Source organism: Streptomyces griseoviridis (assembly GCF_005222485.1).
Lineage (GTDB): Bacteria > Actinomycetota > Actinomycetes > Streptomycetales > Streptomycetaceae > Streptomyces > Streptomyces hintoniae.
This window is the reverse complement of record NZ_CP029078.1, coordinates 6,761,013-6,785,229: the sequence shown is the minus strand read 5'-3', so window position 1 is coordinate 6,785,229 and position 24,217 is coordinate 6,761,013. Positions and strand designations below refer to the sequence as shown.

The window sequence follows — 24,217 nt, the reverse complement described above, 5'->3', positions numbered from 1 at the left end:
TCAGCGAGCGGGGTGACGACCCAGAACGTCCCGCCGGGTGGGAGAAGGTATCGGACGCGGGCGAGGAAGGCCGCCTTGTCCTTGATGAAGGCGAACACCAAGCGGCAGGTGACGGCGGCGTAGCCCGCCTCCGGCAACGCTCGGATGTCCTCGGTCTCGAAGTCCAGCCGCTGAAAATGCGGACCGTCGGACGTGTCCTGCTCGGCCTGGGCGATCTGCAGCGCGGCGGAGGAACAGTCGATCGCTGTGGTGCGGTATCCCAGGTCACCATGTAGATACCGGGCAAGGACACCGTCGCCGCAGCCGACGTCGAGCGCGGGCCGGCCGTGGCCGGCGCCGAGGAACTGGCCGGTCAGCTGCTGCTCTTCGAGAGTGAGGCGGCGGTAGCGGCGCCCTGATGTCCACAGCGGATCCCAGTACGTGGCCGGGTTGTTGATCGTCACGGGTTCGCGGGCTCCTCGGTAGCAGTCAGGGAAGCGGGGGCGGCCGTGCCCAGGTCCCGCACGGGTGAGTTCCAGAGCACAAGGAAGGGGATGACGAGGGCCGCGCTGATGAGGGTGAGGGTGAGGTGCAGCCCTAGCCACGTGCCGAGGCCGCCAGCGGCGAGAGCGGCGAAGGGTCGCAGGCTGAAGGCGAGCCACGCTCCGGTGGCCTGGGCCCGTCCTTGGAGTTCGTCGGGGGCGAGTTCCTGACGGACCGCCCTCTGGAGTCCGCCGTGGCACACGGCAGCGCCGGTTTGGATGACCATGCCGATGCCGATGGCGATCTGCCCGCCAAGTCCGGGTCCGACGAGAACCAGAGGGATTTGGGCGAGTGGGTTGAGGGAGAGCGCTCCGAGCATCACCGGGCCTGGGCCCCAGCGTCGTTCCAGGGGCTGCCAGACGAGGGCGCCGAGGATGCCGCCGGCACCGCCGGCGCCCATGACGATGCCGAGGGCTGTCGGGCTCCAGTGCAGCTCGCGCAGCAGGTACAGCGACCAGAGGGCGCTACTGGCGGCCAGGACGAAGGAAGTGGCGGTGTTGGACAGCACGATGGACCGCACGACAGGGGTGCGCAGGGTGTAGGTGAGGCCCTCGCGGATCTCGGCCCATTGGCTGGTGCCAGCCTTTCGGGGTGGCGGCGGGTCTTCGTGGTGCCTGATGCGCCACAAGAGCAGGGCGCTGGCCAGGTAGGAGGAGGCATCCACGGTGATGGCGCGGGCGGCGCCGAGCGCCACGACGAGGGCGCCGCCGGAGTTGGTGCCGATGAGGTCGGCCAGGGAGTTACCGGCGCCCATCTTGGCGTTGCCGTCCTTGATTCGTCCCGGGCCGAGGAGGGAGGGCAGGAAGCTGATGGACGCGTTACTGCCGATGACCTGCAGGGCGGCCACCGTGAGGGCGACCGCGTAGAGATGGATCAGGGTGATGCGGGCGAGAAACTGTGCGGTGGGAAGGGTCAGGAGGACAGCGGCGCAGAGCAGATCGCAGGTGATGATCAGGGGACGTTTGCGTCGGCGGTCGGCCAGGACCCCGGCGTGGAGGGACAGCAGCAGGGGTGGGAGTTTGGAGGCGAAGGCGATCAGCGCGACGTTGAAGGTGGAGGCGTGCAGTTCGACGACGGCCAGGACGGACAGCGCGATCGTGGTCACGCCGCTCCCGGTAACGCTGATGCCCTGGGCGACGGCATAGTGCCGGAAGTCCCTGTCTCGCCACAGGCTTCCTGGGGCGTTGGGGCCGGATCGGTGCGGCACGTTCTGCGAACTCCCCTCATAGGTATGGCTGTTACGTCCCCGCCATGCGGTGTCTCGTCCCGTGTTGGGCTCCCGCTGGCGACCGGGGCCGCACGGGTCAGCGCGGCAGGAACCGTTCGACGCCTTCGCCGTGCAGCAGCTGGGTGATGTTCTCCACGAAGCCGCCGAGGTCATCGGCCGGTCCGGTGGCTGCGACGCGGATCGCATCGCCGTGGGAGGGGTGGAAGACGGCAGCGTCGACTCTGATCCGGTGGGGTTTGTCGGTGTAGTAGGCGTGGACTGAGCAGGCGGTCTGGCAGTTGCCTTTGAGCTGGGCGAGGACGCCACGCTCGACGGCCAGCAGCCGGGCGGTGGCGGGGTCGTTGATGGCGTCGAGGAGGTGGGCGGCGATGGTGTCGCCGCTTCGCTGCTCGACGACGAGCATGCCCGCACCGGTGGCCGGGGCCAGCACCAAGGCCGGGATGAGCTGTGTGGCACGGTCCGCCTGGGACACCCGGCACAGTCCGGCATAGGAGACCACGAGGGCGTCGAGCGGCTTGTCACCTTCGCCGGCATCGAGACGGGCGAGGCGGGGGATCAGGTTGCCGCGCACCGGCTGGATGGTGAGGTGGGGGTAGCGGGTGCGGAGTTGGGCGATGCGGCGGGGCGCGCTGGTGCCGAGGACGCTTCCGGATGGGAGGTCGTCCAGGGTGGCTGCGGGCTGTCCGGCCGGGAGGACGAGGGCGTCCCGGGCGTCTTCGCGGGGCAGGACGGCGCCGATGGTGGTGTCGGTGCCGCGCTCGTGGGGGCCGGGGAGGTCTTTGGCGCACGAGACGGTGACATCGACGCGTGCGGTGGCCAGCGCCCGGTCCAGCTCGCGTACCCAGGCGGCCTTGCCGCCGATCTCCGCGAGAGGTCCCTGGTGCAGGTCGTCGGCGGCTTTCATCGGGGTCACGTGGACGGCGACTTGAGGGAAGGCGTGTTCGAGTAGTCCGGCGACGTGGGCTGCTTGGACCAGGGCCAGGTCGGAGTCGCGGGTTCCGATGACGAGCTCGGGCGGGAGGTGGGTCACGGACGGATCCTGTGGTCGGGGAAGTGGGAGGTGAGGAGGGTGACGATCGTGGTGATGGCGAGGCCGGCCGCGATCACGCCGAGGCAGCCCAGCAGGTCGCGCAGCGTGCTCCACAGCGGGTCGGCGGCCCACTTGCTAGGCCGCCGCGCACCGGGCCGGGCGGTGCGCGGCGGGTGGTGGGTGTCAGTCGGGGGTGCTGGCGGCATGTGATTCGCCGTTGGCCGAGGGAGTCGGTAGCACCAGTGGCGCGGCGGTGCCGTACTGGTTGGCCTGCATGAGGTACATGCGCCGGTACTGGGAATCAGGCCGCGCCATGAGCTCCTGGTGGGAACCGCTCTCCACGAGGTGTCCCTCGTCCAGGACATAGATGATGTCGGCGTGCTGGACGCCGGCCATGCGGTGGCTGACCAGCACGACGGTCTTGCCTTCGTCGGCCAGGCGGCGGATGCGTTCGAAGGACTCGATCTCGGCCTCGGGGTCGAGGGCGGAGGTGGGCTCATCGGCGATGACGAGGCTCGCCTGCCGGTGCCGCAGCCGGGCTTGCCCGACCGTCTGCCACTGTCCCCCGGACAGTTCCTGGCCTCCGCGGAACTGCCGGGCCAGCAGGGTGCCGAGACCGCGGGGAAGAGCGTCGGCGAGCTTGTCGGCGCCCGAGTAGGCGGCAGCGCGGGCGATGTCGCCATCCGCGTTGCGTTCCGGCTGGCCGATCTGGATGTTGGTCCGCAGGGTGAAGGGCCAGCGCTGGAAGCCCTGATCGAGAGCCGCCACGTGCCGGAAGATGTCCACCCGGTCGGCCTCGACAAGATCGGTCTGCCCCCACAGAACGCGGCCGGCCGTGGGCCGGTGCAGGCCGGCGAGCAGCTTCACCGCGGTGGACTTGCCGCTGCCGTTCGCGCCGACCAAGGCGATGACGGCCCCGCGCGGGAAAGTCAGGGTTACCTCCTGCAGAGCGGGGGTGTCGCGGTCGGGGTAGGTGAACGACACGTTCTCGAAGGTGACCTGGTCGGGAAAGTTGCGCACGGGCTGGCCGCCCGTGGGGATGGCCCGGCGTTCGGCTTCGTCACGGAAGTGGTCGAGGTCGCGGACGTAGAGGGACTCCTCGTGCAGCCGCAGGATGTTGTCGACGAGGGCGCCGAGGCTTGCTGAGCCGGTACGGATCGCGAGCGCGGCCGTGGCCACGGTGGCGGCGCTCATGTGGCCGGTCAGCCACAGAACACCCAGGCCGGCAAACGTGGCCGCCGACGCGAGGCCGGCCATGGCCGCGGCAATCAGTTCGGTGACCGCGCGGCCGTCGGCAAGGCGGGTCTGTTCGGCCTCGGCGGTCTGGCCCATCTCGTGGAAGTGATCGAGCAGGAAGGGGCCGACCTGGTGAACGCGGATCTCCGTGGCAGATTCCCGGGCGGTGATGAGGTTGTTGACCAGGCGCTTGGCCCGCTCGTGCTCGATCCACTGCATCCGGGAGGCGTAGCGGCGCCGGGCCACATGCATGGCACCCCAGCCACGGGGCAGCGCGATGAGCAGCAGCAGTGGCAGCAGGACGGGGCTGAGGACCGTGACCACGCCGGCCGCGGCGACGAGGGAGAACACGCCGTTCACCACGGCCACGCAGACGCCGATCATGGTGCGGGAGGACTGGGCGCCGAAGTACGCGGAGTCCAGGAGCGTGCGGAACTCGCCGTCTTCGATGGCCTCGAGTTCCGCGCGGGCGGCGCCCTCCAGGAACTGTTCGGTGGCCAGCCTCTCGACTTTCGGTTCCAGCCGCCCGGTGCCCGCCGTCGATAGGCAGGCCAGGATGGTGCCGACCACGGCGATGATGCAGCCGACGATCAGGGCCGGCAGCGCGGCGTGCAGCCGGGAGACGTTGTCCCCGTCCTCGAGCAGGGCTTGGATCACCTGGTTGGTGACCAGCAGCCCGGCGGCTTGAGTGAGGCTCTGGCCCACCTCGGCGATCCCGATGGTCAACAGGGCACGGCGGTCCGCCTGCCAGGCCAGGCGCAGGGTGCTGCCCACCAGCGCCGGCACCATCCGGGCGGCCTGCCCGAATTTGGTGTCCAGTCGCGCGTACTCGTGGCGCACCCAGCCGAAGTCGTAGCGCAGCGCCCCGCCGAAGAGCGCGACCTCGGACTCGGAGACGGTCTGTTCCGTCTTCCAGACCCGTTTCAGGAGCCGCTTCACCACGCCTCCGACACGGCCGAGCTGGACAGGACGTGGGACTTGCCGTCGATCAGAACGGCCGGCACACCAGTGAGGAGCGCGGCGTGCGCCGCCTGGATGCGGCGGGCGAGGCGGTGCGGCAGCCGCGCGAGGGCCTCCTCGACGGGGAGGAACTCGGCGGCGCCGATCTCCCCGTCCGCGAAGCGCAGGGACTGTGTCTGCTGATCGGTGAGGGGACCCACTTGGAACACCGTGACGACCATGGCCCGCCCGTACCGGGCAGCGGGGACCTGGTCCAGGACGAGGAACCGGCCGATCGGCACGCCGGTCAGGTCGAGTTCCTCGGCCAGTTCACGTGCCAGGCCCTCGATCTGCGTTTCGCCGGCCTCCACCATGCCGCCGGGCATGTCGAAGCCGTCCTTGTAGGTCGGGTCGACCACGAGAATGCGGCCGTCAGCGTCGGTGATCAGGGCAGTGCAGGAGGCCATGGGCGCCTCGACCTGGGCCCAGTACGCCCGTTGCTCGTCGGTGACCACGCGGTCAGGGCTGCCGACAGTCTGTTCGGTGGTGCCAGTTTCGCCGGACATGAGAGTCCTCCTCCAGGGCCAGAAGGCGGTGCAGGGCGTCGCGCCGGCAGGACTCCGGCACGAAGGTGCGCGTCACGTGCGGACATCAGGGCAAGAGAGCCGCCATGCCCGTGTGAGGGATCTCGATCGCAGCCTGCGGCGGACTCAGCGGAATTCCCCAGCGGGCTGCCGCCGTTCGGGCCGCGTACTCGGCCTGTTCGGCTCCGGCGCATCCGAGGCCGAGCAGCTCGCTCGCCTGCGCCGGGCTGACCAGCAGCCGGCCGTAGGTAATGCCGGTCGCGACATCCGGTGCCGCCGGCCCCAGGGAGTCGATGCGTGCGATGTAACGTGCCCGGGCGTTCGCCCCGGTGCCTGGGCCGTAGACCGCACCGTCCGGATCGAGGAGGTAGCCGAGGTAGGCGGCATCGTGCAGGCGCAGAGCCGCCTCTTCGGCAGCTTCACGCAGTGCTGCCGCCTTCGGCCCGTTGTCGTCCATTTCGACCGTTCCGCCGGGCAGGACGATATGGCCGTCGCGCGGATCCACGAGGACGACGACCCGGCCGAGCGGGTCGAAGGCCCACACCCAGGCTTGCTTCACGGGAAGGCCGGCGGCGGGCTCCATGGCCGGGTGCCAGGCGATGTCCTGGTAGCCGGTCGCAATACGCGGGACGACGTCCCATCGCTGCAGTGCCTGTCCGAGCCCGACGGTCTCACCGTCCTCCAGCACGGCGGGTCCGGCACGGTCGATCCGGGCGCGCAAGGCAGCGAGCATCCGTCGCCTCTCGATCGGGCGCATCCGGCGTGCGGCCTGCGCCGGCGGAAGGAAGTGGAACGAGGTGATCTCGTGCTCAGGCAAGCGAATCTGGGCGATGTCGCTCTCCTCCAGGAGGCCGCCGTCCCAGATGGAGACGGTTTCACCGGGAAAGCCGTACACCTTCCCGAACTCCGGATTGCCCCTGCTGACCCAGTCGACCGCCAGGAGCTGGCCTACGGCGACGGACAGCCCGAGTTCCTCGGACACCTCGCGCACCGCCGCGGCCGAGGGCCGCTCCGCCTGATCCACTCCCCCGCCAGGCAACAGCAGCTTTCCAGGCCGGTACGCGGGGTCTAGGACTAAGACCCTGCCCAGCGCGTCGGTGAACAGCACGGCGGCCCCGCCCCAGAAAACCGCGCGTGAGCGCGCATAGTCCTCCGGCGCCATCAAGCCCTCAGGGTCGCGCATGTCGTCAGCAGGCATCGGGCCACCCCAGCGTGCTCGCGCTCTGGCCCCGCTGAATGCAGATCAGGGCCAGGCGCGTGTAACGCACGAGGTTCTCCGGCAGAGCCGAGAGCGGCCACCACCGTAGCTCCGCACACTTGTCAGGTTCCGCGGCATGAGGCCGCCCGGCGTACTGTTTGGCGGTGAAGAACACTTGAAGCCGACTCTCGCGAGTCTTGGGGTCGTAGTCGTGGACCGTGTGCGCGACCACCAAGTCCGCCTCTTCGAGAGCGATGCCCAGCTCCTCCCGAGCCTCACGGACCATGCCGGCGAGGAAGGATTCCCCCTCCTCAAGATGGCCAGCCGGAACATGCCACCATCCGTCACACCAAGCAGTGCCCGCACGGAGACCGAGCAGCACCCGGTCCTGCTCGATCAGAACCAGGTGAAGTCCGATCAGGGACCGGTATGGCAACGCCTTCTCCTCCTCGACATGGCGGCACGATCGGAGGCCAGTTGACCGCGCGGGTCGCAGTGCTTTTGCCCAGGCACGGGGTGATCCGTCCTGCGAGCGTGACAGCTGAAGAGCACGCGGCCTTGCGACAGGCGACGGAATAGGTTCGGTCAACGCCTCAGCAAGAGCGTCGGGGTGATACCGACGGCTCCTAGCAGGCAGCACACACGGCACAGTGGGCCTCCCGAAGCATGAGGAATTCAATGCGTACGCCGCCTGTGACCGCAGCGACTCGGGTGCCCGTTGCCGGACTCCGCCGAGTCTATCTAGCTTGAGTCGTAGGGGTGTTGGGCGAGTCCGTGATCTCGACGCTTCCACTCGTTGCGGTGCTTCTTCGAAGCCTTGGGCGCGTCGAGGCGTGCGACGGCAGGGTAGCCCAGCCCTCACCGTAGAAATTCAGCCCCGGCCCGTCTGACAGTAGGCGCACCCGCAGGGCCGGACCGGCTGCCTGGCGGTCACCGCGGCCATGGTGTTCGGCCGAGGACTGCTCCGCCGCACACCACGGCAACAGTCATCGAACAAATGGCTGAATCGCCCACACGAAAATGCCCAACACCTTACGTCACGCCAGATAGACTCGGCGGAGTCCGGCAGCGGGCACCCGAGCGTCGCGGTCACAGACGGCATTGGACAGGATTAGTCGTCCCCGGGAGCGCCGCCGCGTGACGTACACGCCCACGTATACGCCAGGACTGACTCGCCGACGACCTCACCCGTGCTTGCGTCGAGCAGCTCGGCGTGGATGCAGGCCGGTTAGAGGCCGCCGTACACCAACCGCTGACCTTGGCCTGTTCCGTCTCACTGAGCACTCTGCTGCGCGACCCCACACCAGGGCCGCGACTCTCGGTCGACGAGCTGGAGCCCCAGCGACTCCTGCGGGGAAAGCAGATCTGGTTCCGGCTCAGCGACACCGCCGCCGAGGAAGGGCGTTGCCGACGCACTGCAAAGGCTGTTGTTTCAGTCCACCTCGCCGATTCCTTAAGCCAGTTCGACCACTTTCGGGCTGTCTTGATGTGCGATCGCGCGGCCCAGACTCGAGGCCGTTTGCCCGGCATCGGCCGCCCGTCATCAAGGGGCGCCTGCCCTGCATCCTGGCTTTGGGTGCCGCCGGGTGTGGGACAGATTCCATCGAATGAAGAAGGGTGTTGTCGTGTCCGCAAAGGTCACCAAGGACAAGGTGCTGTGCTACGTCGTGCGTGACGGGAAGCTGCTGGTCTTCCGGCACGCCGACTACAGCTACGAGGAGGTGGGCATCCAGGTCCCGGCCGGCAGCATCCGCGAGGGCGAGACGTCGGAGGCGGCGGCGCTGCGCGAGGCCCGCGAGGAGACGGGCCTCAAGGACTTCAAGATCGTACGGAAGCTCGGAGAGACCGAGTACGACATCAGTCCCTACCGGTTCGAGCTCCAGCACCGGCATGTGTTCCACCTGGAGTTGACCGAGCCCACCCCGGAGCGCTGGATGAGCCAGGAAGACCACGACGGGGAGCAGGAGCCCACGCACTTCGAGTGCTTCTGGATCCCGCTGGAGGCGGCCCACATCCTGCAGTCCGGCCAGGGCGCCCTGCTGGGACGCCTGTACGGCTGATCCCCCTCCCGGCACGGCCGCCCAGGATGCAGCCGATGCACCGCACGACCGAACAGCGCGACCCGATAGGCCCAGCTCTACCGCGGCCTGGACACCCAGGACACGGACATCGCCGCATCGGTGATCTTGAAATTACACGGCGAGACCTGCGACATCAACAGCCGTGAATTGTCATGAGATCGCCAACTCAACATCAGAATCTTGGCCAGTATCGACATCGACCGGGAGTTCTCGCATGTCCAATGTGGTGCAGACAAATCCGCTCGCTCCGTTCGTCCGCAGTGACCTGCCCGGTCGCTTCAATGAACTCGACGTCCTCAGGCGGCACTGGGCGCGGTTCGCTGCCGTGTCCCAGGGTGCGGTTGTTCCCCCGTACGAAGTCTTGATCCATCCGTCGAGCGGATGCAACCTGCGCTGCGCCTGGTGCATCGGAGACCACGTCCCCGTTGAGCTGTGGGACGAGCAGCGGGAGCAGTTGGTGATGCTGGACGCAGCCAAGGACGCACTGGACCGGCTCCCGGACCACCTGGCGAGCCCGGAGAACATGCTCAAGCTGATCGGCGGCATCGTCGACTACGAGGTTGCGGCTCCCTACCGGCAGGGCGGCGAAGACCGCTCCGATGTCTTCAAAGTGGAAGCGGTGTCGTTCTCCGGACTGATCGGCGAACCGCTCGTCGCCCGCAAGGCACTGATCCCGGCATTCACCCTCCTAGCCGAGCGCGGGATCCGCTACGGGATCTTCACCAACGCCGTGCTGATGGATGACGCCTGCATAGAAGCGCTACTTCCAGCGGGATACGTACATATCAGCATCGATGCCGGCACCCCGGAGACCTACGCCGACCTCAAGTACGGCGGCCGCAAGGCCGGCAAGGTCATGTTCGAGCGTGCGTTGGCCAACCTGACGCGGCTGGTACAGCGACGAGCCGAAACCGGGTCGGACGTGGAGATCAACACGTCCTTCGTCATGTATCCCGAGAACTACCACGAGGTCTATGCGGCTGCCTGCCTGATCCGTCAAGCAGGCGCTGATAGTTTGCGCTTGAAGCAGGACAACTCCGGCGAACGGCCGCTGAACCCCGAGCAGGCGAGCCATGCGTCCCGGCTGATCGAGCAGATCCGCAGTGACCTTACGACTGAGACGTTCCGGCTGCTTGAGATTCACAAGGTCGGCCAGACTGCCGAGATGGCGCGGACGTGTTCTACGTGTTCGATCACCGATCTGATGGCCGCAGTGGGCTCGGACGGATGTCTGTACCCGTGCAATTACCACCCTCGGCCTGGCGGCTTCAGCTACGGGAGCGCGTTGGATGAATCCTTCGCGTCGGTCTGGGAGGGCCAGCTGCGCAGAGAGTTGCGCAGCCAGCTCCCGGTGATCTGCCCCAAAGTGTGCGACCCGTTCAAGAACCGGTCGAACCGGCTTCTGGCAGAAGCGAAGCAGGTCGTGGCGACCAGCGGCATCGATCGTCTGGAGGGGCACGTGGCCGACTTGGTCAACGGCGGTGCCTACCTGATCGAGAGGTGACATCCGTGCAGGACAGCCTGTCGGTCAACGACCTGGAAGCCTGGGCGCGTCGCCCCTCTACTTCGCTTCGCCGAGACCGCTTCGGCCTCGTGATGGCGGGGGCTGAGATCATCGCACCGTCACCGGTCGTCGACTACGTGGCGTGGTACACCGCGGGCTTCTTCGCACGAGGAGATTCCCCGGCCAGTGCACGGCTTGTCATTCATGATGTTGACCCGGAGCGGATCTGCTCGGTCAAGGACGCTCGGCTCACACCGCCCTTGCGCCGAGCAGTTCTGCCCACCTCGCCGGACACGGCCTGCTTCGTGGATGACACGCACTCGACGGTCCATCTGTTCCTGGCGGCAGCCACCAAGGACGAGCCCATGCGGGTGGCGGTCCGGATACTGCGCGCGCTCGTTCTTCGCGCGCTCCTGGGGGACGGCCTTCCGTTCTTCCACGCGGCGTGTTTCACGCTGCGCGGGGTGGGCGTGGCTGTGGTCGGGAGGCGGACAGCCGGCAAGACGACGCTGCTGCTGCACTGTCTGGACAGCCTCGGGGCGGTACTTGTAGGCAACGACAACTTCGCCCTCGCCCCCGACGCCGGCTCGGACGCCGTGGAGGCTCTCGGCTTCCCCATTCAGATCGGGATCCGTGCGGGCAGCGTGCTGGCCCTGGGCGACGGCCCACTGCGGACCTTTCTCATGCGCCGGTGGTCGCAGCGGTTCGGCGGCGTCGAAGCCCAACGCGATGACCTGGAGAGGCGTCTGGGGATACGCCCCCAGGAATTGGCCGCCGCGGCAGACAGCACGGTGATGCCTCGATGCCGTCTCGGCCTGGCCATCGAACCGTACGTTGATCCAGACGCGGTCACACCGCGTCTGGAGAGGCTCAGCGATGACGAACGCCGGACGCTGTGGACGCACAACCTGCTGCGCCGTCCAGCCGACGTCTTCCCCCAGCAGGCTGCCTTGGCCGGCCCGGCGAGCGAGACCGATCTGCAGATTCCGCAGGTTCCCGCGTACCGGCTGATCCAACCGCCGGCTGCGGGCTTCCTGACGAGCCGAGTGATCGAAGACCTAGTGTGCCGCGTGTCGGTGGAGGGATGAGGAATATGCGCATTCTCGGAATCGCCAGCGATCTACACATCTCCTCGGCCGCGCTGATCGAGGACGGACACGTCGTGGCGGCAGCGGCGGAAGAACGCTTCACCCGGCGCAAGCACGCGCGCGACTTCCCCGCCCGCGCGATCGAGTACTGCCTGTCCACTGTCCCAGACGGTCTACGCGGCGTGGACCGGATCGCGGTGAGCACGAACCCGACGATCGACTTGAGCGTGCCGGACGGCCGGTATGCCGGACGCGCCCGCTGGCATCCCGAAGGGCTCTACTCGATCCCGAACAACCTCGCCGCTCTGCTAGACGCGCCGTATCAAGGGTGTGCCACGCAGATCCTGCAGACCGCCAGCGAGCCGCTGACCATCGACTACGTCTACCACCATGATGCGCACGCGGCGAACGCCTTCTTCCTTTCCCCCTTCGAGTCGGCCGCGGTCCTGACCGTCGATGGCCGAGGCGAAGACTGCACCGCGCTGCGCGCCGTCGGGAACCGCAACTCCTTCACCACGATGGACACCCTCCCCTACCCCCACTCGGTAGGGCTGCTGTACGGCGCAGTCACCCAATATCTGGGCTTTAGGATCGACCGGGACGAGTGGAAGGTCATGGGGCTGGCTGCCTACGGCGACCCGAGCAGCAGCGCCTACAAGCTGCTCCGGGACCTCGTCGACTTCAAGGACGGCACGATCCGCCTCGACCTCAACTACTTCGGCTACTACCTTCGCCCCTCTCGCGGGGCCGTGAGCGAGGCGTTCATCCACCGCTTCGGGCCGCCGCGCCGGCCGGATGAACCCATCACCGCCCGGCACCATGACATCGCCGCGGCCGTCCAGCATGTGCTGGAGGACGCCCTCCATTACCTTCTCGCCGACCTTCACCAGAAGACGGGGCTGAGGAGGGTTGCCTTGGGCGGAGGGACGTTCATGAACTCCGTCTTCAATGGGAAGATCACGTCCTCGACGCCGTTCGACGAGGTCTTCATCTCAAGCTGCCCCGACGACAGCGGCACCTCTATCGGCGCGGCCCTGTACGCACACTGCGTCCTGTCTGAGGGCGAACGCGGTCCTGCTATGACGCATAACTATTACGGCCCCTCCTTCGAGCAGACCGCGATCGACGAGGCGCTGTCCCTGGCCAAGCTGCGCGCGCCGACTGTGGACGATCCGGCCGACGCCGCCGCACACGCGCTGGCCGAGGGGAAGATCATCGGCTGGTTCCAGGGAAGTATGGAACTAGGGCAGCGGGCGCTGGGGAACCGCTCCATCCTCGCCGATCCCCGTAGCCTGCGCATGCGCGACCAGGTGAACAGCGCCGTGAAGTTCCGTGAGCCATGGCGGCCCTTCGCCCCAGCCATACTCGCCGAGGATTTTGCCACCTACTTCGGCCCGGAACCGGCGGTGTACTTCATGGAGCGCACGCTGCAGGTGCGGGACGAGGCGCAAAACCTCATGCCAGCAGCGGTCCACGTCGACGGCACCGCCAGACCTCAGACCGTGACCGTGGACACCAATCCGCTCTTCCACCGGTTGATCACGAGATTCCGTGACCGGACCGGCGTCGGCGCGGTCCTCAACACCTCTTTTAACCTGGCAGAGGAACCGATCGTGTGCAGCCCCCAAGACGCGATCCGCACCTTCTATTCTTCGGGTCTGGACCTGCTCGTCATGGGGAATCGAGTACTGACCAAGTGACTACGGCGATAGGCGCGACGGAGCTGTCCGCGTGCCTGCACCAGTACGGATTACAGGCGAACGGACCGGCGCGGCTGCTTCCCGGCGGGCACGTCGGACAGTCCGCCGTGGTTCCCACGGCCCAGGGGTTGCTCGTCGTCAAACGGTGCAACCGGCGGTTCGACCCGGCACGCGTTCAACTCGCGGCTCAGGCACATCAGCATGCAGCCCGGGCCGGCCTCGCCCCACCCCTGAGACTCACTCGCGATGGCCGCTGGACCGCCCAGGTCGACGACGCCACGTACACCGTGGCCGAGTACGTCGATCATGCAAAGCAGGCTGGGCCAGCCGCCTTTGCCGCCGCGCTCGCCGCCCTGCACAACCACCTCGAAAGCTTCAGCCCGCAGAGCCCATGCGCGGACTTCCTCCAACTGCCCGACCCTCCCGGTGCAGACCTGGAGCGGGTCCGGCGGCAGGCTGACGATGCAGCCAGCCGGGAAGCGATCGATTGGCGGATCGCGATCCTCGCAGAGTTCGGGCTCGACGCGCAGTCGCTGGCTGCCGTGCCCCGAAGCTGGGTGCACGGCGACGCACGTCCCGACAACCTGCTCATCGCGCGCAGCCCGGACCGTCGCCTGTTCATCGACTTCGATCAAGTCTCCCGCTTCCCGCGACCCTATGAGATCGTCCGGGCCTTCATGGCGTGCATCAGCCCAGGGCTGTCCGCGGATCTGCTGGTCTCGACGTTCCGGGACTATCTGAACGCGTACCAGGCCGTTGCCCCGATCCACGCAACGGACCGCGCAATCATGATCGATCTATACCTCACCGTTCAGGCGGCGGAGACGCGCACCTTCACCACGCCCGAGGGCGAGATCCGCGGCATGCCGGCTTTCGCGCGGGCCCGCCACCAGCAGTTGACCTGGTTCATCGAGCACAGCGGCCTCCTGCGCGGGGTCGCCAAGGAGGCTCAGCCGTGACCACCCTCGCCCTCTACGGCGGGCCGCCCATACGGACCCGTTCTTTCCAAGCCTGGCCCCAGTCCGACCAGGCAGAACTCGGTGCGCTTGCCGGTGTCCTCGCCAGCCGCCGCTGGGGCGGGATCCACAGTGGATCACAGGGTGCGGCGTTCGAAAGGGCGCTCGGCGAATACATTGACGTGCCGCACGCGGCGGTGGTCTCGAGCGGCACTGCTGGACTGATGGTCGCTCTGAGGGCGCTGGGGGTCCAGGCCGGTGACGAGGTCGTCGTCCCCGCCATGACCTATGTGGCGACGGCCACCGCGGTGTCCGTGCTCGGCGGTGTGCCCGTGTTCGCGGACATCGACCCTGACAGCCACACGATCGACCCCTCGTCCGTGGAAGCTGCGATCAGCGAGAAGACGAAGGCGATCATCGCCGTTCACCTGGGCGGTCACCCGGCCGACATGGACCGCCTTGGGCTAATCGCCGCCGAACACGGTGTCCCGATCGTTGAGGACTGCGCCCAGTCTCTCGGTGCGACCTGGAACGGCGCTCACACGGGATCGCTGGGCAGGGTCGGCGTGTTCAGCTTCGCCAGTACGAAGAACATCTCCGCCGGAGAGGGCGGAGCAGTCGTCACACGAGATGGTGAGCTCGCAGCACGTATCGCATCGCTACGTGATCACGGCCGCCCGCTCGGCGTCACCGGTCACCACCCCGAACTGGGGTGGAACCTGCGGCTCAGCGAGTTCCAGTCCGCCATACTGGGCGTCCAGCTCAAACGCTTGGACCACCAGCTCGCAGCGAAAACGAAGGGCGCGGCCTTCCTCACCAGCGCGCTGTCCAGCGTGCCAGGACTACGGCCTGTGCCCGCCGCTCTCGGCCCGCGGGTGACCAGACACGGCCGGTTCTCCCTCGCCTTCACTCTCGCTTCTGAAGCATTCGGCAACATCTCGACCAGTTCCTTCCGCGCCGCGCTGAGAGCGGAAGGCATCCCTGTCGGTCTCCGCGACCTCATGGCCTGTCCCGACGAACCGATCTACGCCGACGCCGCATCCCCGGACTACGCGCACTCACGGACCGTGTCGTGTACGCAGGCCCGTGCTGCCTGCACCACGCTGGTGCTGTTCGGACAAGCCGCCGGGTCAGGCATGCTCCTCGACGATCCGTCGGAACTCGCCGATGTCGTACGTGCAGTGGAGAAGATCCACGACAACTGCGGCCAACTCCGCGAAGCGGAGCATCGGCGCGCCACGACCCGGGTTCCATCCGATTCCTAGCCAAGGAGAGCCACATGCCCCGAGCACCATTCCAAATCCTCGTCGTCCCGTTCCGTCGGGTCGGCGAGCAGGTCGAATTCGCCGTTCTCCGCCGCCAGGACATGGATGTCTGGCAGGCAGTCGCCGGCGGCGGTGAGTCAGGCGAGAGCCCGCAGCAGGCCGCTATCCGCGAGGCGCGTGAAGAGCTCGGCCTCGACCGGACAGTCGCGCTCTACCCACTGCAGACCACGGCCAGCATCCCCGCACGATTCTTCGCTGATCGCCACAGTTGGCCGGCGGGAACCTACGTTGTGCCTGAGCACTCGTTCGCTGCGGACCTGACCGACGTAGAGATCAAGCTCTCTGACGAACACACCGCCGTCCAGTGGCTGGACTACAAGGCAGCCAGCGAGCTGCTGCGATTCGACAGCAACCGCACTGCTTTGGGGGAGCTTCACGAGCGTCTGCTGGCCGCCGATCTGCCCCGACCGGTCGAGTGACAGTGGCCGACGCACCCGCCGAACCACTGCGCACAGTGGTACTCGGCCAAGGCTACGTCGGCCTGCCGCTGGCCATCCGGGCAGCGCAAGTCGGTTACCAAGTCGTGGGATTCGACACCGACGCAGACCGCGTGAAACGGCTTCAGGCCGCGGATTCATTGAGCCCTGACGTGCCTGCTGAACAGATCGCGGCAGCTCTGGCGAACGGACTCTACGCACCAACCACGCGCCCAGAAGACTTGGCCGGATTCGAGGTCGCAATCATCGCGGTACCGACACCGCTACGCGACGGTGCACCAGATCTTTCCGCGATCGAGCATGCCGGCCTGGTACTCGCCCCACACCTCCAACCCGGCTGCGTCATCATCCTGGAATCCACCACATACCCGGGAACGACTGACGACGTTCTCAAGCCCATTCTGGAATCCGCCTCCGGGCTCCGGGCGGGCGAGGACTTCCACCTCGGCTACAGCCCCGAACGGATCGACCCAGGGAACCGAATATGGACCCTCCAAAACACGCCAAAGATCGTCTCCGGGATAGATGATGCGTCCCTGAAAGCCGTGAGTGACTTTTACCAGAGCCTCGTCGAAACTGTCGTCGAGGTCGCTACGGTGCGCGACGCCGAACTGGCGAAACTCCTGGAGAACACATTTCGCCAAGTCAACATCGCCTTGGTCAACGAACTCGCCGTCCACGCCAAACAACTCGGCACCGATATCTGGGCTGCACTCGATGCCGCCTCCACCAAGCCATTCGGCTTCATGCGCTTCTCACCCGGCCCCGGCGTTGGCGGGCACTGCCTACCGGTCGACCCCACCTACTTGTCCTGGCAAGTCCGGAGGAAGACGGGCCGCTCGCTGCGACTGGTCGATGCGGCCAACGAGGTCAACTCGGCGATGCCCGCCTATATCGTGCAGCGCCTGACTGATGCCCTCAATCGGAAGGGCCTGCCGGTCAATCGCTCACGCATCCTTCTTCTCGGCATGGCCTACAAGCCCAACACCGCCGATATCCGGAATTCGCCGACGATCACCATCGCCCGGCTCCTGGCCGAACACGGAGCGCAAATTGAGATTGCCGACCCTCACGTCGGTGATCCGTTCGGCCTCGATGCCAGAGTGCACCATACCCGGCTCACCGTGAACAATGTGGCGGCCTCCGACGCGGTCGTCCTCCTGACCGACCACGATGCGTTCGATCTCCGGCTTATCGAGGACCACGCTCCATATGTCTTGGACTGCCGAGCACGCCTGAGCGGCATGAACGTCGAACGCCTGTGACCTGTTGCCCGACCCGTTTCTACCCGAGGGCATGCCCATGCCCGCACTCTCAACAACGAGGGATATCGCCTTGAGTGACCGCACCCTCGCGAACCTGCCGAAGGCAGACCTGCACCTTCACCTGGAGGGTGCCATGCGACCCGGAACCCTCGCGGATCTGGCAAGCACCTATGCCGAGCCGACGCCACAGGTCGGTTGCTACCGCTCGTTTGGCGAGTTCCAGCACTGTTACCGAGCCGTCGTTAAGCTGATTCGAACACGAAGTGACATGCGGCGCCTCGTGCGTGAGGTCGTCGAGGACGCGGCAGCCTCAGGGGCGGTCTGGATCGAACCACATTTCAATCCCACAACCTATGCTCCCGCGCTCGGCTCTGCCGAAGACGTGCTTGACCTGGTCTTGGACGCCGGAGTTGCAGCAGGCAGATCCATCGGCGTCGGCTTTGGAATCACGCTCAGCGCAAGCCGCAATCGCGATCCGCGAGATGCCACTGTCCTCGCGAGGCTCGCCGCCGACTATGCTGGCCGCGGCGTTGTGGCGTTCGGTCTTACTGGCGATGAGGCCGCCACTCCTCCGGAAGCTTTCAGGGAAGCCTTCGCGATCGCCCGGGATGCAGGACTGATCATCGCGCCGCACGCCGGGGAACTCCTGGGCGAACCGAGCATCCGCAGCACACTCGACATATTGTCTCCCGACCGGATCGCCCATGGAGTCCGCGCCGTCGAACACCCGGCGCTCGTGGAACGGCTTGCCAACGAACGGATCACCTTGGACGTGTGTTTGGCGTCCAACTACGTTCTGGGAGTCGTCAAGCACATCGAAGAACATCCGCTGCCGCATCTCCTGGAGAGCGGGGTGCTGTGCTCCCTGGGTTCCGACGACCCGCTGCTGCTGCAGAACAGCGTGCTCGCGGAATACCAAACCGCCCGAAGCCACCTATCGATGACGGACCGACAACTGGCTGCGATAGCCAGCACATCGATCCAATCGTCCGGGGCACCCACTGATTTCATCGCCCAGACCTTGACCAAAATCGAAGAATGGACGAAAGAGGACGTCCCCGATTTGTCGGACCAACGTCTCCACCGTGACCACGAAGACTGCGATACGCGGTGAAACCACGGAACCTCCAGACGGCTTCACCTGGTTGCTCTCGGAGAGCAGCACTGCGATGGAGACCTTACGAAGCTCACGGAAACCAAGGAGCGCCCGATGTCAGGTCCTCCGGACTCCGGACCGAGGCCGTGCGCATTCTGTCAGCTCGTGGTCTGGTGCCTGCGCACCCACGGGAAGGCGCTGGATAGGGTCGGGTACTCCCGGCTTGAGAGGTAGTGGCATGACCGACATCGTGATTGCGCAGACGACCATCGACGACGAAGGCCAGGCGAAGGCACTGGCTCGAGGCGCGGTTGAGAGCAAGCTTGCGGCCGGCGCTCACATCGACGCGCCGTTCACCGCCGTCTACTGGTGGAGGAGTGAGATCGAGACGGCGAAGGAGTGGCGGATCTCGTACATGACGACCGCTGACCGGCTGCCGGAGCTTGAGGCGTGGGTGTCCGAGAGGCACTCGTACGAGGTGCCGCAGTGGGTCACCCTTCCTGTGACGGGCGGATCGGGTGCTTACCTGTCCTGGGTCGTTGAGGAGACGACCAAGCGCTGACGCGCTGCGCGATGCGCTCGGGTCCTGGGCGAGTTCTGCGTGGGGTGTGGCACGAGCCTCAAGACGCGATCTTTCTTAGATAATCGGCAAGTTCTCGCTCGTTGTCGGGAAGCCAGGTCGCGATGACTCGGGCGCGCTCCTTGCCCATCGTATTGGGCTTGGCCTGACTCGCAGCCGCAAACTGACGTGTTACGTAGACACCTTGTTCGACATCTCCGCCGCGTAGCAGCGCGGAGGCGAGGTCGCCGAGCACGACAACACCTCCATCCGATAGGTCATCCCCCAGGCGTTCGACGGCGGCGGCGGCTGTGGCGGTCAGCTCGGATCGTCCCAGCTGTCCGTACACGGAGAGTGCCAGCGAGTCCATGCGGTAAGGCGTCACGAATCGGACCCACGCCTGCTCGCTTGCGTGATCCGCAAAGTCGTATGCGAAACGCGCTCGCTCCAATGCGCGCAGTGCCTCTGTGTCGTCGCCGAGCGCCGCAGCCTCCTCGGCGTGCCTGCCGAGCACCCAGGCGGCGGCCGTGGCGTTGCCGTGGCCTCGAACGTCTTGAGCTGCCTGGGAAAGAAGCCTCAGCCTCTCCTTGGGCGTCGGAGCTCCGTAGCTGGCGTAGGTCAGGGCCAAGGCTCGGAGCGGAGGGTGTCCGGCAGCTGATGCACACTCCGACGTGACCTGATAATAGGCATTCGCCTTGTTGGTTTCCCCCAGGTCCCAGGCCACCCACCCAGCCAGGGCTGCGGTTTCTCCGGCGGCGATGGTGAGAACCCGTTCGTGTTCGCCGGCACGGGGCAAAGCTGCCGTGATCGCGTCAAGGTGAGACTCGACGGTGCGCTGCAAGCGGCGTGCACTGAGGCTGAGTTCTTGGATGTGCAATTCAGCGGCTCGGTCGACGAGCGCGGCCACGGATGGCGCGTCGGCCTTGGAGCCTTTACTGAGGGCGAGGGCCAGCCGTCCCCAGGGCTCGGCTGCCGCGCTCACGCCGATGGCGGCGCCCCCCAGCAACGTGCGGCGCTTCACGTCCTCCTGGTCCTCCTCATCACGGACGTATTCCTTTCTCTTCCTGATGCGAGCGGCCTTGGCCTCCCGCCTCAAGTCTTCAAATGAGACACCGCAGGCCGCCGCGATCTGTTCCAGCGTGTGGTTGGTTGGGACGTTCTCAAACTGCTCGTAGCGGCTGATCTCTCGACGGGTCATGGTGTCCCGGCCGGAGACAGCGTTAATGGCGGCTGCCTGCTGCTCCTGTGTCCGGCCTGCGTCCTTCCGGAGCCGGAGGAGCAGTTCGGCGAACGGATCTGCCATGAGTGTGACCTCTGTCCGGGGGCGGAATCCAATCATGGCCTCAATTCCCCCTCCAGTTTCCCCCCTTGACAGATTTTTCCCCCTCTGAATTCCCCTGGTCCGGGGCCCAGGCATGCGATGCGATGGGCTCATGACGACGTTCCGCAGGGCGGCACCGCCCCCGCTTGCGAGGAGGACCATCCCGGCGGCCGGAGCTTGGCTGAGGAGAGACCGACTCTGTAACACAGCCAGGCTGTCGGGTCGAGGCTTGCCCCTTCTTGCCCGAGAGACGGCTGGCGTTCCCCCCAAGGACAGTCACGGTCTGATCGGTTCCGTGCGTCCCAAGGAGGACGTGCAGGGGATCACCGCGCTAAAGCACCCGTTGAATTCGACGCCGACAACGAGCGCATGCTCGGGCTGGCTCACCACGGCCTCGCCCAGCGCCGAGCTACGGGGCGGCTGCGATGCAGCGGAACCCGGTGTCGTTGTCCTTCATCGTGGAATTGGCCGCATTCTCAAGCGCCGGCGCGGCACGCTCGAACGGGCTGCTGAACGCCGAGCCCTTCAACTGGTACCGGCCCGGCCCGTCAGTTCCTGGCGTGGAGCACCACTCCCATGCGTTTCCGCACAGATCGAAAACACCGTAGGGACTTACTCCGGACTGGTAGCGGGTGACGGGTGTCGTGCCGCCGATGCCCGACTCTGCGGTATTGCACTTCGCGGCGGTGGGATCGCTGCCCCAGGGGTAGGCGCGCCCCTTCGGGCCGCGGGCCGCCTTCTCCCACTGGCTGACGGTGGGCAGCGCCTTGCCCGCCCAGCGGGCGTACGCGTCGGCGTCGTGCCACGTCACCCAGACCACAGGATGGTCGTGCAGGGCGCTGGGGCAGCGCTGGCCGGTCCAGTGCTGCGGGGGCCGGTGTCCTGTGGCGCGGATGAACTGCTCATAGTCAAGGTTGGTCGTCGGGTAGACGTCGATCCGGTACGTATCCACCCAGATCGACGCGTCCTCAGGGCCGGACAGGTAGATGCCTTCCTCGATCAGCACCATGATCTTGCCGTCGACCGGATGCCTTATGGTGCGGGGGTCGCGGCGCAGCAGTTCCTCGGTTCGCTCGTCGTGCCCTACCGCGGCCTGCTCGGTGAGGAGCTGCGCGAACCGCCACTGGGCGTCGGCGGTCGATGTGGAGAGCATGGTGTCCAGCGCGGCCTGGTTGTTGGGGTGGGGCTTGATCGACTCGCCCCGCCCCTCCCAGTTCACGAGCTGCCTGGTGCTGATGCCGACCTTGGCGGCGAAGTCCTTGCCGTTCATGCGCAGCGCTTCACGCAACAGAGCAACTTCCCGGCCGGTCCACCGTGTGACCCCCGTTGTCACGCTCGCCCCCTGCGGCTACAGGCTCTCGCCGGGGATGGACAGGTACGTCTCGCGGAGCGCGCTCAGCACGGGGTGCTCCGTTGGCAGTTCCTTGTCGTCGATCGCCGACAGGGCGCGGACCCCGATGCTGGTGTTCGTCGCGAACGCTGCCGCCATGCGCTTGGCCTGGTCGAGGGTGACGGGAGCGGTTCGGTGCTCAACGCCGCTGGCGTGCTTCTGCAGGAGGGCCATCGTCACACCGGGCAGCACGGGTGCCTGCGGCCACACCACCGTCCCGTTGCCGTCGATGAAGGCGACGTTCCAGGTACCGCCCTCGCTCACGAGACCATCGCGGCCGACGAACAGCGCGTCGCCGAACCCTGCGCGCTGCGCTGCCGCACGAGCGTGCAGGGCGCCGAAGAGACCGACGTGCTTCACCTTGGGCAGGTCGCGTTCGTACGGCACGCTCATGGCGCGCAGCGGTTCCGGCGGCAGGGCGCCGGCACTACGCACGGACACCAGGATGTGCGGCTCGTCGGCGTCGGCCGGGTGTCCCATCTCGACCTTCGGGTCATAAATCGTGACTCGGACGACGCACGGACCGCTCTGTCCCTCCAGGCCCCGGCGGACGCAGTCGCGAACGAGCGCAGTGTCCAGGTCCGCGCCCCACACGGTCTTGCAGTCCCGCACGAGCCGTTCCATGTGCAGCGTCAGGCCCCGGATGCTGCCGTCGCCATCGACGCGCATGGACGTGAAGTGACCGGAGTTCGTCAGGGCCAGGGGGAGCAAGTCGTCTGCGGACACGGGGTTTCCATCAAGAGTTGCCATGCCATCCAGCATGTCAGGGCCGTCCGTTCCTGCGGCACCCCAAACGTGGTTACTGACGAGTCAACTTCATTGAAACTTCCTTCCCTCTTCAATACCGCACGGTGTTCGCTGGTCACCGTGCGAACACGCCCCGTGATCGACGGAACGAGGCGTGCCACGCGACGCAATGGCGCCGCGTGCCGCACGCTCCCCCACACCGCCCACCCGGGAGGTCCTCGATGAGCCCCGCCACAGCCGTCGCGTCGGCCGCCACGAAGGCGCTGCCGCAGGCGTCGCGCGTCTTCGACGTGGCCTTTACCTCTGACGCAGCCTGTGTCAGCGAGGCACGCCGGATTACCCGCGACTTCTTGGGCCTGTGGAACGTGAAGGGCGAACTGGCCGAGAACATCGTGCTCGCCGTCTCCGAGCTGGTGACCAACGCCGTCGAGCACGGGATCGGAGACTTGGGACTCCAGGTCCGGTACCCCGACGACGAGTTGCGGATCGAGGTCACTGACGACAACCCGGCCCCGGCCGAACTGCGCTCCGCTGACGACGAGGACGTCTCGGGCCGCGGCCTGTTCCTCGTCGCCGTCCTCGCACGGAAGTGGGGCGTCAGCGAAGACGGCAAGACGACGTGGTGCGTCTTCCGTGTCCCTCCGAGGAGGCCGTGATGGTCGCAGTCACACGAGAACTCGCCACAGAGCTGAATCGGCGTCGCTCGACCGACGATGTAGGGCCATTACCTGCATCCCCACCTACTTCCGAGACCCCAGCAGGGCCATCTGTGGGCCGCAACGAAACGACCCAGCCCCAACGGCGTACTTCTGTTGGGTTGCTTGGCCGTGATGGTGATCCGTCCAGCCGGACGTCCCAGGACGTCCCGACCGAGTCCTGTGCGGCGGTACCGGCGTCTCCGAGCTCCCTGAACCATGCCCGTGTAGCTCGCCACGCCGTGTCTTCCTCGAGCGAACCGCCCTTGTCGGCGAGTGGCGGCTCGAAATGCCTCGGCGGCTCCTCTTTGGGGGCGGCCGAGGCGACGTCCAGATCGCCAACTTCGGATCTCACTAATGGAGTTCCCCTTATGCCTCGCACCACGACCTCGGCCCCCACAGCCGGCAGTGGGCAGGTGGACGGCGTGTCCTGGCCGGAGGGCTCATTCAGGGAACTGAGCCTTGACCTGAGGACCGTTGTATCGACCCTCGCACCTGGACCATCGCCTGTCGCGGTGCAGGAGACCCTTCACCGCGAAGTGACCAGACTTGTCTTCGCCGAGACTGCCTCCGTCAGCGAAGACCCGGACGAACGACACGTCCAACTGCTCCTCATGCGCGGTCACTTGATGCGACTACTCGGAGCAGTCGTTCCTGTCGATGCCAACGAGCCTCCTCTGGAAGACGCTCGACTGGTCATACGCGTGCGTGCGCTACTCGACGAAGAGATTCCCGGCGACACCGTGCGTGCGGCGTCCCTGCGCCGGCGGATGTCCGAGGTCGGGCGGGAGCTGCTCGCCGTCCTTCCTCCTGCCGGCGCCTCTGACGACGCGGTCGACGGCTGGGGCAGGACTGTATGCGCCGGGTTCGATTCGGCGCGTATCCGCGAAGCCATTCGTGCGGCGAAGTCCTGGGAGCAGGCGGGGGTGTACCCGCATCCGCGCACCCTCGCGGCGGTCACGCGAGCGCTCAGCGGCTACGTCACGACGCTCGTCCCCTACGTCTCGATCCACTTGGAATCGCTCGCCGCCGGGAGTCGCGGGTGGTCCGCATGCGGTGAGGCGATCGAACGCTCGCAGGAGGCCCGCGACGTCGCTCCGGGAGAGGGGCTCAAGGCAGCTAGGAAGCACGCATACCGTCTCGCGGTCCACACCGAGACCCTGCTGCGCTACGCCGAACAGGACTGCGAGCGGGACGGTGAGTGACATGACCGGGTCCTATCGCGCGGCGCATCCTCAGCGGATTCACCGTGCTCCGGCCGCCCCACCGAATTCGGGCTCACCCCGCAAAGACGAGCCGGCCCCAGGGCGCGTTCG

General features: G+C 66.9%; 22 protein-coding genes and 1 pseudogene. 12 read left to right on the top strand and 11 right to left on the bottom strand.

From position 1 onward, the window contains the following. Nucleotides 1-38: 38 nt before the first annotated feature. From DDJ31_RS29460 to DDJ31_RS29425, 8 genes and pseudogenes are all read right to left on the bottom strand, one after another. A pseudogene (locus DDJ31_RS29460) lies at nucleotides 39-443 on the bottom strand (class I SAM-dependent methyltransferase); the annotation flags it as partial. After that, complete coding sequence (locus tag DDJ31_RS29455; RefSeq protein ID WP_301303554.1) at nucleotides 440-1,729, bottom strand: MFS transporter; 1,290 nt, start codon at nucleotides 1,727-1,729, stop codon at nucleotides 440-442. The pseudogene DDJ31_RS29460 and the gene DDJ31_RS29455, both read right to left, overlap by 4 nt. A gap of 97 nt (nucleotides 1,730-1,826) precedes the next feature. After that, nucleotides 1,827-2,780: a hydroxymethylbilane synthase gene (hemC, locus tag DDJ31_RS29450; protein ID WP_164784873.1), complete on the bottom strand. Its 954-nt coding sequence runs from the start codon at nucleotides 2,778-2,780 to the stop codon at nucleotides 1,827-1,829. After that, nucleotides 2,777-2,986, bottom strand: coding sequence for a hypothetical protein (locus tag DDJ31_RS29445; protein ID WP_164784874.1), 210 nt, complete (start codon nucleotides 2,984-2,986; stop codon nucleotides 2,777-2,779). The genes hemC and DDJ31_RS29445 overlap by 4 nt, the downstream gene beginning before the upstream one ends. Continuing rightward, nucleotides 2,964-4,955: an ATP-binding cassette domain-containing protein gene (locus DDJ31_RS29440; RefSeq protein WP_127177364.1), complete on the bottom strand. Its 1,992-nt coding sequence runs from the start codon at nucleotides 4,953-4,955 to the stop codon at nucleotides 2,964-2,966. Before DDJ31_RS29440 ends, DDJ31_RS29445 begins: the two co-directional genes overlap by 23 nt. Then, on the bottom strand, nucleotides 4,952-5,521 hold the full coding sequence (locus DDJ31_RS29435) for an NUDIX domain-containing protein (protein WP_127177365.1): 570 nt from the start codon (nucleotides 5,519-5,521) through the stop codon (nucleotides 4,952-4,954). The genes DDJ31_RS29440 and DDJ31_RS29435 overlap by 4 nt, the downstream gene beginning before the upstream one ends. A gap of 85 nt (nucleotides 5,522-5,606) precedes the next feature. Next, complete coding sequence (locus DDJ31_RS29430; protein WP_127177366.1) at nucleotides 5,607-6,737, bottom strand: NUDIX domain-containing protein; 1,131 nt, start codon at nucleotides 6,735-6,737, stop codon at nucleotides 5,607-5,609. Beyond that, nucleotides 6,727-7,173: an NUDIX hydrolase gene (locus tag DDJ31_RS29425; RefSeq protein ID WP_164784875.1), complete on the bottom strand. Its 447-nt coding sequence runs from the start codon at nucleotides 7,171-7,173 to the stop codon at nucleotides 6,727-6,729. The genes DDJ31_RS29430 and DDJ31_RS29425 overlap by 11 nt, the downstream gene beginning before the upstream one ends. A 1,189-nt stretch (nucleotides 7,174-8,362) precedes the next feature. Here DDJ31_RS29425 and DDJ31_RS29420 point away from each other — a divergent pair. The 10 genes from DDJ31_RS29420 to cutA all read left to right on the top strand — a co-directional run bounded on the left by DDJ31_RS29420 (nucleotide 8,363) and on the right by cutA (nucleotide 18,751). Beyond that, nucleotides 8,363-8,797, top strand: coding sequence for an NUDIX hydrolase (locus DDJ31_RS29420; protein ID WP_171480922.1), 435 nt, complete (start codon nucleotides 8,363-8,365; stop codon nucleotides 8,795-8,797). A gap of 235 nt (nucleotides 8,798-9,032) precedes the next feature. Then, the gene (locus tag DDJ31_RS29415) at nucleotides 9,033-10,322 is read left to right on the top strand and encodes a radical SAM protein (RefSeq protein WP_127177369.1); all 1,290 of its coding nucleotides are present in this window, start codon (nucleotides 9,033-9,035) and stop codon (nucleotides 10,320-10,322) included. 5 nt (nucleotides 10,323-10,327) lie between these two features. After that, nucleotides 10,328-11,410, top strand: coding sequence for a hypothetical protein (locus DDJ31_RS29410; RefSeq protein ID WP_127177370.1), 1,083 nt, complete (start codon nucleotides 10,328-10,330; stop codon nucleotides 11,408-11,410). A gap of 5 nt (nucleotides 11,411-11,415) precedes the next feature. Then, nucleotides 11,416-13,110 carry a carbamoyltransferase family protein gene (locus DDJ31_RS29405; RefSeq protein WP_164784876.1) on the top strand — a complete coding sequence of 565 codons (1,695 nt, stop codon included), beginning with the start codon at nucleotides 11,416-11,418 and terminating at the stop codon, nucleotides 13,108-13,110. After that, entirely contained in the window at nucleotides 13,107-14,069 is a 963-nt protein-coding gene (locus DDJ31_RS29400; RefSeq protein WP_164784877.1) for a phosphotransferase, read from the top strand. The genes DDJ31_RS29405 and DDJ31_RS29400 overlap by 4 nt, the downstream gene beginning before the upstream one ends. Further along, nucleotides 14,066-15,331: a DegT/DnrJ/EryC1/StrS family aminotransferase gene (locus DDJ31_RS29395; RefSeq protein ID WP_164784878.1), complete on the top strand. Its 1,266-nt coding sequence runs from the start codon at nucleotides 14,066-14,068 to the stop codon at nucleotides 15,329-15,331. Before DDJ31_RS29400 ends, DDJ31_RS29395 begins: the two co-directional genes overlap by 4 nt. Before the next feature lie 14 nt (nucleotides 15,332-15,345). Then, nucleotides 15,346-15,810 carry an NUDIX hydrolase gene (locus tag DDJ31_RS29390; RefSeq protein ID WP_127177374.1) on the top strand — a complete coding sequence of 155 codons (465 nt, stop codon included), beginning with the start codon at nucleotides 15,346-15,348 and terminating at the stop codon, nucleotides 15,808-15,810. 2 nt (nucleotides 15,811-15,812) lie between these two features. Next, entirely contained in the window at nucleotides 15,813-17,093 is a 1,281-nt protein-coding gene (locus DDJ31_RS29385) for a nucleotide sugar dehydrogenase (protein WP_240678032.1), read from the top strand. A gap of 70 nt (nucleotides 17,094-17,163) precedes the next feature. Further along, nucleotides 17,164-18,207 carry an adenosine deaminase gene (add, locus tag DDJ31_RS29380; protein ID WP_240678033.1) on the top strand — a complete coding sequence of 348 codons (1,044 nt, stop codon included), beginning with the start codon at nucleotides 17,164-17,166 and terminating at the stop codon, nucleotides 18,205-18,207. A 220-nt stretch (nucleotides 18,208-18,427) separates the two neighbouring features. Next, on the top strand, nucleotides 18,428-18,751 hold the full coding sequence (cutA, locus tag DDJ31_RS29375; RefSeq protein ID WP_127177376.1) for a divalent-cation tolerance protein CutA: 324 nt from the start codon (nucleotides 18,428-18,430) through the stop codon (nucleotides 18,749-18,751). Nucleotides 18,752-18,809: 58 nt separating this feature from the next. Here the strand turns inward: cutA and DDJ31_RS29370 are convergent, their stop codons facing one another. The 3 genes from DDJ31_RS29370 to DDJ31_RS29360 all read right to left on the bottom strand — a co-directional run bounded on the left by DDJ31_RS29370 (nucleotide 18,810) and on the right by DDJ31_RS29360 (nucleotide 22,209). Next, the gene (locus DDJ31_RS29370; protein ID WP_127177377.1) at nucleotides 18,810-20,051 is read right to left on the bottom strand and encodes a helix-turn-helix transcriptional regulator; all 1,242 of its coding nucleotides are present in this window, start codon (nucleotides 20,049-20,051) and stop codon (nucleotides 18,810-18,812) included. Between the two features lie 427 nt (nucleotides 20,052-20,478). Then, entirely contained in the window at nucleotides 20,479-21,339 is an 861-nt protein-coding gene (locus tag DDJ31_RS29365) for a formylglycine-generating enzyme family protein (RefSeq protein WP_127177378.1), read from the bottom strand. A 78-nt stretch (nucleotides 21,340-21,417) separates the two neighbouring features. After that, complete coding sequence (locus tag DDJ31_RS29360; protein WP_164784880.1) at nucleotides 21,418-22,209, bottom strand: aminotransferase class IV family protein; 792 nt, start codon at nucleotides 22,207-22,209, stop codon at nucleotides 21,418-21,420. A gap of 218 nt (nucleotides 22,210-22,427) precedes the next feature. Between DDJ31_RS29360 and DDJ31_RS29355 the strand changes: the two genes are divergently transcribed. Both DDJ31_RS29355 and DDJ31_RS29350 read left to right on the top strand, forming a co-directional pair. Then, nucleotides 22,428-22,862 carry an ATP-binding protein gene (locus DDJ31_RS29355; RefSeq protein WP_127177380.1) on the top strand — a complete coding sequence of 145 codons (435 nt, stop codon included), beginning with the start codon at nucleotides 22,428-22,430 and terminating at the stop codon, nucleotides 22,860-22,862. Between the two features lie 554 nt (nucleotides 22,863-23,416). Beyond that, nucleotides 23,417-24,106, top strand: coding sequence for a DUF6415 family natural product biosynthesis protein (locus DDJ31_RS29350; RefSeq protein WP_240678034.1), 690 nt, complete (start codon nucleotides 23,417-23,419; stop codon nucleotides 24,104-24,106). Nucleotides 24,107-24,217 lie beyond the last annotated feature (111 nt).